The sequence below is a fragment of the Pseudomonas sp. HMWF006 genome (assembly GCF_003061205.1).
Lineage (GTDB): Bacteria > Pseudomonadota > Gammaproteobacteria > Pseudomonadales > Pseudomonadaceae > Aquipseudomonas > Aquipseudomonas monsensis.
This window is the reverse complement of the sequence record NZ_QAIU01000564.1, coordinates 2,642-9,996: the sequence shown is the minus strand read 5'-3', so window position 1 is coordinate 9,996 and position 7,355 is coordinate 2,642. Positions and strand designations below refer to the sequence as shown.

The following is a 7,355-nucleotide window of genomic DNA, read 5'->3' as shown; positions in this document are numbered from 1 at the left end:
AGTACCGCCAATATATAGAGAAGGATGCGGCCCTCGAGCGGCGCTTCCAGAAAGTGTTGGTGGACGAGCCGAGTGAAGAAGACACCATCGCGATCCTGCGTGGCCTCAAGGAGCGTTATGAGGTTCACCACAAGGTCGCGATCACCGACGGCGCGATCATCGCGGCGGCCAAGCTCAGCCATCGCTACATCACTGACCGGCAGCTGCCGGACAAGGCCATCGACCTGATCGACGAAGCGGCCAGCCGTATCCGCATGGAAATCGACTCCAAGCCGGAAGTGCTCGATCGTCTTGAGCGGCGCCTGATTCAGTTGAAGGTCGAATCCCAGGCACTGAAGAAAGAAAGCGATGAAGCGGCCATGAAGCGCCTGGAAAAACTTCAGGAAGAAATTGTCCGCCTCGAGCGTGAGTACTCGGACCTGGAAGAAATCTGGAACTCGGAAAAAGCCGAGGTGCAGGGTTCTGCGCAGATTCAGCAGAAGATCGAACAGTCCCGTCAGGAACTGGAAGCCGCGCGCCGCAAAGGCGATCTCAATCGCATGGCCGAGCTGCAATACGGGGTGATCCCGGACCTGGAGCGCAGTCTGCAAATGGTCGACCAGCACGGCAAGAGCGAAAACCAGTTGCTGCGCAGCAAGGTGACCGAAGAGGAAATCGCCGAAGTCGTTTCGAAGTGGACCGGTATTCCGGTATCGAAAATGCTCGAAGGCGAGCGCGACAAGCTGATGAAGATGGAAAGCCTGTTGCACCAACGTGTGATCGGTCAGGACGAAGCCGTGGTGGCGGTGGCCAACGCAGTGCGGCGTTCCCGTGCCGGGTTGTCCGACCCGAATCGTCCGAGCGGCTCGTTCATGTTCCTCGGCCCGACCGGTGTCGGTAAAACCGAGCTGTGCAAGGCACTGGCCGAGTTCCTCTTTGATACTGAAGAGGCGATGGTGCGGATCGACATGTCCGAGTTCATGGAGAAACATTCCGTGGCTCGCCTGATCGGTGCACCACCGGGCTACGTCGGCTACGAGGAGGGCGGTTACCTGACCGAAGCGGTACGGCGCAAGCCTTACTCGGTGATCCTGCTGGACGAGGTCGAGAAGGCGCACCCGGATGTGTTCAACATCTTGCTGCAAGTGCTCGAGGATGGTCGCCTGACCGACAGCCATGGCCGCACGGTGGACTTCCGTAATACCGTGATCGTCATGACGTCGAACCTCGGCTCTGTGCAGATTCAGGAGCTGGTCGGTGATCGCGAGGCGCAGCGTGCTGCGGTGATGGATGCGCTGACGTCGCACTTCCGTCCCGAGTTCATCAACCGGGTCGACGAAGTGGTGATCTTCGAGCCTCTGGCGCGGGATCAGATCGCAGGCATTACCGAGATCCAGCTGGGCCGTCTGCGCAGTCGTCTGGCCGAGCGCGAGCTGAAGCTGGAACTGAGTCCGGAAGCGATGGACAAGCTGATTGCCGTCGGTTACGACCCGGTTTACGGCGCACGTCCTTTGAAACGGGCGATCCAGCGCTGGATCGAAAACCCGCTGGCGCAACTGATCCTCTCGGGTCACTTCATGCCTGGCGAAACCGCGACCGGCACCGTCGAGAACGACGAAATCGTTTTCAACTGAGCCAAAGCGCCAAGGAAAAAAGGAGGGCCCCACATTGTGGGGCCTTTTTTTTCGTTAGGCTGTTGAACTCAAAGGAAAAGGCTTGTAAAGTGCGCCCCGCAGTCAGTCACCGGCAGCGTTTCAATCCTCTGGGTTGAAAACTGAAATAAGTTGCAAATCATTAACTTGAAAGCAATTTAGGGGGTTGACAGAGGTGTTCTAGGTTGTAGAATAGCGCGCCTCAGACACACGAACGCAGCGATGCGAAAACGGTGTCGAGAAGCTTCAGGTTTCACAGTTGTAAATTGAAATATGTAGTTCCGTGATAGCTCAGTCGGTAGAGCAAATGACTGTTAATCATTGGGTCCCAGGTTCGAGTCCTGGTCACGGAGCCAATTTCAAACCGGGGTATAGCGCAGTCCGGTAGCGCGCCTGCTTTGGGAGCAGGATGTCAGGAGTTCGAATCCCCTTACCCCGACCATTTTTGGGTCGTTAGCTCAGTTGGTAGAGCAGTTGGCTTTTAACCAATTGGTCGTAGGTTCGAATCCCACACGACCCACCATTTTTGAAACCAGGTAACACTGGGATCGAATCTTAAGATCAGAGGCCAAAAGCGCTGATCGAAGAAGGCGATCTTTGAAAGGTCGCCTTTTTTTTACCGGGGTATAGCGCAGTCCGGTAGCGCGCCTGCTTTGGGAGCAGGATGTCAGGAGTTCGAATCCCCTTACCCCGACCATATTAAAAATCCTCGTATCGAAAGATACGGGGATTTTTTTTGTCCCTCGAAAAGACAATTCCCTTCAAGTCATCGTACAACTGGCCGATAGCCCGCTAACACGAGGGGACTGCCATGGCTTTCGTCCCTTGAATCTGGCCAATACAAGAATAAGGGCGTTCGTCATGTTGCTTCGTCAGTTGAATATTGCTCCCCGGGCTGCCTTGGGATTCGCCCTGATCGCGGTGTTGGTGGCATTGCTCGGCGTATTTGCGCTGGGGCAGATGTCGAGCATTCGCGACAGTGAGGTCGCGGTAGAAAATCAGTGGCTGCCGAGTATTCGTGGCGGCGACGAGATTCGCGAGATCATGCTGCGCATCCGCACCATCTCGTTGCGCATGGCGTTGGATCAGGACGCGAACAATATCGCCACCTACCGCAGCCAGATGGACACCCGCGACAAGGAGCTGAGCGAGAAAATCGCCGCCTACGACAAACTGGTCGACACCCCGGAAGGCCAGCAGCTGTATGACCAATTCAAAAAGACCTTCGCCGCGTATCGCAGCGGTATCGCTCAATCCTTTGCCCTCGCCGAGCAAGGCAAGCGTGATGAGTTGACCAGATTGTTGCTGGTCGACATGAAAACCGTCGTCGATGGCTCCGGCAAACAACTCAACGACCTGGCGGACCTGTTCGCCAAACAGGTCGCCGCCGAAAGCCAGAAGTCCGCTGCGCACTACGAAAACTCGCGCACGATCGTCAGTTTGTTTATCGCGTTGGCCGCGCTGGCCACGGTGGCACTGGCGATGATGCTCACTCGCAGTATCGTCCGCCCGCTGAGCAGTGCCGTGAGCGCAGCAGAAAGTGTCGCGCAGGGGGATCTGACCCGACCGATCGAAACCCAGGGCAACGATGAAGTCAGCCGTTTGCTCAAGGCACTGGCGACTATGCAGCAAAACCTGCGCGAGACGCTGCAAGGCATCAGCGGCTCGGCCACGCAACTGGCGACCGCTGCCGATGAACTCAATGCAGTGACACTCGACAGTACGCAGGGGCTGCAACAACAGAACAACGAGATCGAACAGGCCGCGACGGCTGTTAATCAGATGACGGCCGCAGTGGAAGAGGTCGCACGCAATGCGGTGTCGACGTCTGACGCGACCCGTCAATCCAGCGAGTCGGCGCATCTGGGGCAAGTGCGCGTCAGTGAGACCGCCACGGCCATCAACGCCCTGGCCAGCGATGTGCAACAGACTGGCGAACTGGTGCAATCACTGGCCAATCAATCGCAGGATATCGGCAAAGTGCTGGACGTGATTCGGGCGATTGCCGAGCAGACCAACCTGCTGGCGCTCAACGCGGCGATTGAAGCGGCACGGGCCGGTGAGAGTGGGCGCGGCTTTGCTGTGGTCGCTGATGAAGTGCGGGCGCTGGCCTATCGCACGCAGCAATCGACGCAGGAGATCGAGCAAATGGTTCAGGGCATGCGCAGCGGTTCGAGCCTGGCGCTGGATTCGATGCAGGCCAGTACCGCGCGGGCGACGACCACGCTGGCGCTGGCTGAGCGTGCCGGTGAGGCGCTGCAAACCATTACCGCGTCGGTGCACGAGATCCATGAGCGCAATCTGGTCATTGCCAGCGCTGCCGAAGAACAAGCGCAAGTCGCGCGGGAAGTGGACCGCAACCTGGTGAATATTCGGGATTTGTCGGTACGTTCTGCCGCAGGCGCCGACCAGACCAGTGCTTCCAGCCATGAATTGTCGCAACTGGCCAACGCCTTGCAGGGCATGGTGCGGCGTTTCCAGCTGTAAACAACCACACATAAAAAAGCCGCGTTTCTCGCAGGAGAAGCGCGGCTTTTTTCTGCCGATCAGGCGCCGTCTTGGTCTTTCAGGTGTTCGAACAGACCTTTCGGCATTTTCTTGCCATTGGCTTCAAAGTTGGCCTTCACGTTGTTGTAGGCCTCTTGCTCGTCGATAAAGCCGTCGTGGTTGGCGTCGATCTTGTCGAAGTCGGACTTCGGTGCGACTTTCAGAAATTCGGCGCGCGAGACCTTGCCGTCGCCATCGCTGTCGGTCTTGGCCATGGACGCATCGCCACACTTGCCTTCACCGCATTTGCCTTCTGGCGCTTTCACCGAGGTTTCCGCCGAGGCAACCATGTAGCCCTGTGCCAATGGCTGGGCGGCAAATACCGAGCCGGACAGCATCAAGCCGCCAGCCAGGGCTGCGCCGATCAGGCCAATGGATTGTTTACCGAGGGTCGAAGTACGAGACATTTACACTCTCCTGGTTGCACAACGCAACCACACGTTAAGGACAAAAGCCTGAGCGGGTGCGCTCGGGTGTGGCCATTAAGCGGTGGCGGTGTATCGCGTCTGTGTCGCGCAGCGGAAGAGTTTGTAAGCGAAGGTGGGGAAAACGAGGGGGGATACAGTACGAAACAGATCTTTCGATCAACACAAAACATTGTGGGAGCGAGCCGCCCGGAGCCGGCTCGCTCCCACAGGTTTTTTAGTGCAGTTTCAGACGTGGCTCGGTGCCACGGCCAATCTTGCTGCCCAGCATCAGCATTGCCGTGCGGAACGGCCCGTACAGCGCCATCTGGTGCATGCGATACAGCGACACGTAAAACATCCGCGCGAGCCAGCCTTCGAGCATCACGCTACCGGTCAGGTTGCCCATCAAGTTACCCACGGCCGAGAAGCGCGAGAGCGAAATCAGCGAGCCGTAGTCGGTGTACTTGTACTCCGGCAAGGTTTTGCCTTCGATGCGCAGTTTCAGCGACTTGGCCAGCAGCGATGCCTGTTGGTGCGCGGCTTGCGCCCGTGGCGGTACGTTGCGGTCCGAACCCGGTTGTGGGCAGGCCGCGCAGTCACCGAAGGCGAAGATATTTTCGTCGCGGGTGGTCTGCAGTGTTGGCAGCACTTGCAGCTGGTTGATGCGATTGGTTTCCAGGCCGTCGATGTCCTTGAGGAAGCCCGGTGCACGAATGCCTGCTGCCCAGACTTTCAGACTGGCCTTGATCTCATTGCCATCGGCGGTGATCAGGCTGTCGGCGGTCACTTCACTGACCGAAGCGTTGGTCATCACGTTGACCCCGAGTTTCTCCAGCGTCTTGTGCACCGGCCCGCTGATACGCTCCGGCAGGGCAGGCAACACCCGTGGCCCGGCTTCGATCAGGGTGATGTGCATGTTTTCCGGTTTGATCCGGTCCAGGCCATACGCCGCCAGTTCATGGGCGGCGTTGTGCAGTTCGGCCGCCAGTTCGACGCCGGTGGCACCCGCGCCGACAATTGCCACGCTGATCTGCTCGATCACATCGGTTTGCCCGGCATGGGCGCGCAGGTAGTGGTTGAGCAGTTGCTGGTGGAAGCGCTCGGCCTGTTTGCGGGTGTCGAGGAACAGGCAATGCTGCGCCGCGCCCTGGGTGCCGAAGTCGTTGGTGGTGCTGCCGACGCTGATCACCAGCGAGTCGTATGCCACTTCACGGGCCGGGACCAGCTCTACGCCATTTTCGTCGTAGGTCGCTGCCAGCTGGATTTTCTTCTGCGCGCGATCGAGCCCGCTCATGCGCCCCAGCTGGAACTCGAAGTGGTTCCATTTTGCCTGAGCGACATAGTTGAGTTCGTCTTCGGAGGAGTTCAGCGATCCGGCGGCCACTTCGTGCAGCAGCGGTTTCCAGATGTGTGTCAGGTTCGCGTCGACCAGCATCACACTGGCCGTGCCGCGTTTGCCCAGAGTCTTACCCAGACGGGTAGCCAACTCCAGACCGCCGGCGCCGCCGCCGACAATAACAATACGATGGGGCATGGGGATAACTCGCAAGGTTTTTAAAGGAAATCGGTGCGGTTACCCAAGCGAGCGCGAGGCAGCTCATAGCGTCAGGTAACTGATAAATCGGCTCAACAGGCCCAAACCAATGGTCACTGCCAGCACCAGCACCAGGAGCATCCACGGCCGGAAAGGCCGGCGCTCGACTCGGTGTTGGGACAGTTGCAGGTACTCTTCGACATGTTTCTGGTCTTCGGGGTTCAGGCGGCTGGTCATATTTGCCTCGTCAGGTAGACGTTGCTGAATGGGCAGAAGCTACAGCGGTTTTTATCCAGGGTTGAACGCAGCATAGCCGCTGTCCGGAACCGGCTCGACGCTCACTCGGTCTTCGAGGCGAATGATCCCGCTTTGTAGCACCCGCGCGGTAATTCCGCCATGCCCGCGCACCGCTTGAAAGGTGCCCGGACCGAGGTTGTTCTGCAGACGTGCGCACGGCTGGCACCAGCCCGTGGTTTCGAATATGGCCTGACCAATGCGAAAGCGCCGCCCTTTCAGGCTAAACAAATTGATTCCGCTGATGACGAGATTGCGCCGCAGATCTTCAGGCTTTACCGGATGATCGTCAGGGCGACCCATCAACGCGCTGATCACCGCCAGATGTTCCCACTGAATAAGCGTCACCTGTCGCGCGTTGCGCACACCGGGGCGCGCGTGATCGCCAGTCAATCCCGCTTCCAGCCGCGCCTCCACGGCATCGAGTTCGATCATCGGCCCGCGCGACTCGGGGCGCACACCAATCCAGCGGACGCACCCGGTCTGCGGTACATCGGCGATCAGTTGCTGAAGTGGCGTCACAGGCTGATTCCCACATCAAAGACAATGCTGCGACCGAGGTTGCTGCGCAGAAAGTCCGGCGCATCCGGGTGGGCGAACAACACACGGGCGAAGGTCGGGCCGACCAGGGACAGCGAGCGCCAGCCCTGACGCAGATATTCGGTAGGCGGTGGAAAATGGCTGTTCAGATCCAGTACTTCACGTTTGAGGCTGGCGAAGGCGATGATGTCCAGTTCGCCCAGATCCATGCCGCGTTCCTTGTAGTTGTGTGCTTTCTTGCGCAAGGTCGGTGCCAGTCGCAGCAGGAACTCGTTGGCCGGGATGCGTTTCGGCTTGGCTTCGCGGCGCACCAGCTGGCTCAGGGAAAAAGCGCTGCGTCGTCGCTGCAATTCATCGCGCCATTCGTCGTTGAGCCGGCGCCCCTCGTCGAGCACGAAGAAC

Annotated in this window: 7 protein-coding genes and 4 tRNA genes; 6 read left to right on the top strand and 5 right to left on the bottom strand. The window is 58.8% G+C overall.

Annotation, left to right across the window (positions count from 1 at the left end):
- From DBR24_RS33805 to DBR24_RS25855, 6 genes are all read left to right on the top strand, one after another.
- Positions 1-1,613, top strand: a 1,613-nt coding sequence (locus DBR24_RS33805; RefSeq protein WP_256591835.1) for an AAA family ATPase, incomplete at its 5' end; no start/stop codon positions are given.
- Positions 1,614-1,911: 298 nt separating this feature from the next.
- A tRNA-Asn gene (locus tag DBR24_RS25875) sits at positions 1,912-1,987 on the top strand.
- 9 nt (positions 1,988-1,996) lie between these two features.
- Positions 1,997-2,073: transfer RNA gene (locus tag DBR24_RS25870), tRNA-Pro, on the top strand.
- Positions 2,074-2,078: 5 nt separating this feature from the next.
- Positions 2,079-2,154 (top strand) — tRNA-Lys (locus DBR24_RS25865).
- A 97-nt stretch (positions 2,155-2,251) separates the two neighbouring features.
- Positions 2,252-2,328: transfer RNA gene (locus tag DBR24_RS25860), tRNA-Pro, on the top strand.
- Between the two features lie 164 nt (positions 2,329-2,492).
- Positions 2,493-4,118, top strand: a complete 1,626-nt coding sequence (locus DBR24_RS25855) for a methyl-accepting chemotaxis protein (protein WP_128616132.1) — start codon at positions 2,493-2,495, stop codon at positions 4,116-4,118.
- Positions 4,119-4,177: 59 nt separating this feature from the next.
- Here the strand turns inward: DBR24_RS25855 and DBR24_RS25850 are convergent, their stop codons facing one another.
- The 5 genes from DBR24_RS25850 to DBR24_RS25830 all read right to left on the bottom strand — a co-directional run.
- The gene (locus DBR24_RS25850) at positions 4,178-4,585 is read right to left on the bottom strand and encodes an EF-hand domain-containing protein (RefSeq protein WP_128616131.1); all 408 of its coding nucleotides are present in this window, start codon (positions 4,583-4,585) and stop codon (positions 4,178-4,180) included.
- Between the two features lie 235 nt (positions 4,586-4,820).
- On the bottom strand, positions 4,821-6,119 hold the full coding sequence (locus DBR24_RS25845; protein ID WP_128616130.1) for an NAD(P)/FAD-dependent oxidoreductase: 1,299 nt from the start codon (positions 6,117-6,119) through the stop codon (positions 4,821-4,823).
- 63 nt (positions 6,120-6,182) lie between these two features.
- Positions 6,183-6,356: a DUF3094 domain-containing protein gene (locus DBR24_RS25840; protein WP_007909875.1), complete on the bottom strand. Its 174-nt coding sequence runs from the start codon at positions 6,354-6,356 to the stop codon at positions 6,183-6,185.
- A 51-nt stretch (positions 6,357-6,407) separates the two neighbouring features.
- Entirely contained in the window at positions 6,408-6,935 is a 528-nt protein-coding gene (locus DBR24_RS25835; protein WP_128616129.1) for an MOSC domain-containing protein, read from the bottom strand.
- Positions 6,932-7,355, bottom strand: a 424-nt coding sequence (locus DBR24_RS25830) for a DUF1780 domain-containing protein (protein ID WP_256591834.1), incomplete at its 5' end; no start/stop codon positions are given. The genes DBR24_RS25830 and DBR24_RS25835, both read right to left, overlap by 4 nt.